At 68.8% G+C, this 1,998-nt stretch carries 1 protein-coding gene; it reads left to right on the top strand.

The genetic code is table 11. The annotated features are described in order from the left end of the window. Positions 1–174: 174 nt before the first annotated feature. A complete protein-coding gene (locus tag AB0I21_RS57420) occupies positions 175–1,884 on the top strand; it encodes an IS1634 family transposase (RefSeq protein ID WP_360574514.1) in 1,710 nt (569 codons plus the stop codon). The last annotated feature ends 114 nt before the right edge of the window (positions 1,885–1,998 follow it).

Raw genomic sequence — 1,998 nt, 5'->3', positions numbered from 1 at the left:
CCCGCGTTCCGCAGCTGAGCGGCTGTTCTAGGCACGGGCGCGGAGGGAATCGCAGGTCAGCGGCGTTACGGTAGTCGGAAATGCTGGAATCGCCTAGTGACACGGTTCCGGTCAGATTCGTAGCTCGGGCTGCGGCTTTGCTGGTTGGCATAGACACGTGTAGCGTCCGGGCTCGTGTATGTGCGGACCTCGACCCGCAAGACCAGCGACGGCCGCGCCGTGCGCTACCTGCAACTGGCGCACAACGAGTGGGACCCCGCTGAGCAGCGTTCCCGCACGAAGGTGCTGTACTCCTTCGGCCGCGCCGACGACCTGGACCGTGCCGGGATCGGACGCCTCGTCGACGCGCTGTCCCGGCTGCTCGACCCGGCCGCCCCCACGCCCGCGGGCGCGTCGGGCGGGCTGGAACTCACCGAGGCCCGCCCGCACGGCGGCGTCCACGTCCTGGACGCGTTGTGGCGCCGCCTCGGCATCGACACCGCGATGCAGGCCCGGCTGACCGGCCGCCGGCTCGGCGACCGGGTCGAACGGATCCTGTTCGCCCTCGTTGCCAACCGGGCCCTGGCCCCGTCCAGCAAGCTCGCCGCCACCGCCTGGATCACCCATGACGTGCACATCGACGGCCTGCCCGAGATCGGTGACGATGCCTGCTACCGGGCGATGGACTGGCTGCTGCAGGCCGAACCGGCCCTCGCGGAAGAGGTCTTCCACGCCACCGCCCACCTGCTCAACCTCGAGGTCGACCTGCTGTTCTTCGACACCACCTCGACCTACTTCCAGACCGAGGACGCCGACGAGCCGGTCGCACGGGACGCGCACGGCCGCGTCACCGACGACACGCAACCGGCCGGACAGGCCGGCACCGCCGGGTTCCGCAGCTTCGGCAAGTCCAAAGACCACCGCGACGACCTGCCCCAGGTCATCGTCGGCATGGCCGTCACCCGCGACGGGATCCCGGTGCGCTGCTGGTCCTGGCCCGGCAACACCGCAGACTCCGCCCTGATCCGCCAGGTCAAAACCGACATCCAAGCATGGCGGCTCGCCCGCGTCGTCTGGGTCGCCGACCGCGGGTTCGCCTCCGCCGCCAACCGCCGCTTCCTGCAACAGGGCGACGGACACTACATCCTCGGGGAGAAACTCCGCGGTGGCACCCCAGCCGCCGACGCCGCCCTGTCCCGGCAAGGCCGCTACCGCACCGTCCGGGACAACCTGCAGGTCAAAGAGGTCCGCCTCGACACCGACCTCGCCGACGACCGGTTCGTCATCTGCTACAACCCCGCCGAAGCCCAACGCGACGCCGACCGCCGCACCCGGCACATCGCCGCACTCACCGAACTGATCGACGACACCGACCGGCTGCCCCGCACCCGCCGCGACGAACTCGCCGGTGTCATCTCCACCAAACCGCACCTGAAACGCTACCTGCGGCGCACCCCCGGCGGACTACTGCGCATCGACGCCGCCGCGATCGCCACCGAAACCAACCTCGACGGCAAGTACCTGCTGCGCACCTCCGACCCGACACTGTCCACAGAGGACATCGCGCTGGGCTACAAACAGTTACTCGAAGTCGAACGCGGCTGGCGCACCATGAAACAGGTCATCGACCTGCGACCGGTCTATCACCGCAAGGAAGACCGCATCCGCGCCCACGTCACCCTCTGCTGGCTCGCCCTGCTCCTCATCCGCATCGCCGAGACCACCACCGGCCAGACCTGGCCCACCATCCGCGACAACCTGCAACGCCTGCACGCGGTCACCTACACCGGCCCCGCCGGCACCTTCCGCCAGACCACCACCCTCACCAAGACTCAACGCGACCTGCTCACCGCCCTCGGCGTCGAACCGCCCAAGAAGATCCTGGACCTAGCCACACGCGCCTGACCAGCACAAACACCCACACCTAGTGACACGCCCCGTCACTCGGCCAAGCCGTGTTTCCGCAGCTCAACGCATACTTTCACCACCTAGAACCGACATGCATCTGCGGAACCCGGG

The sequence above is a fragment of the Dactylosporangium sp. NPDC050588 genome, assembly GCF_040654975.1.
GTDB classification, from domain to species: domain Bacteria; phylum Actinomycetota; class Actinomycetes; order Mycobacteriales; family Micromonosporaceae; genus Dactylosporangium; species Dactylosporangium maewongense.
The sequence above is the reverse complement of the archived record's forward strand: the minus strand, read 5'-3'. Positions and strand labels throughout refer to the sequence as shown.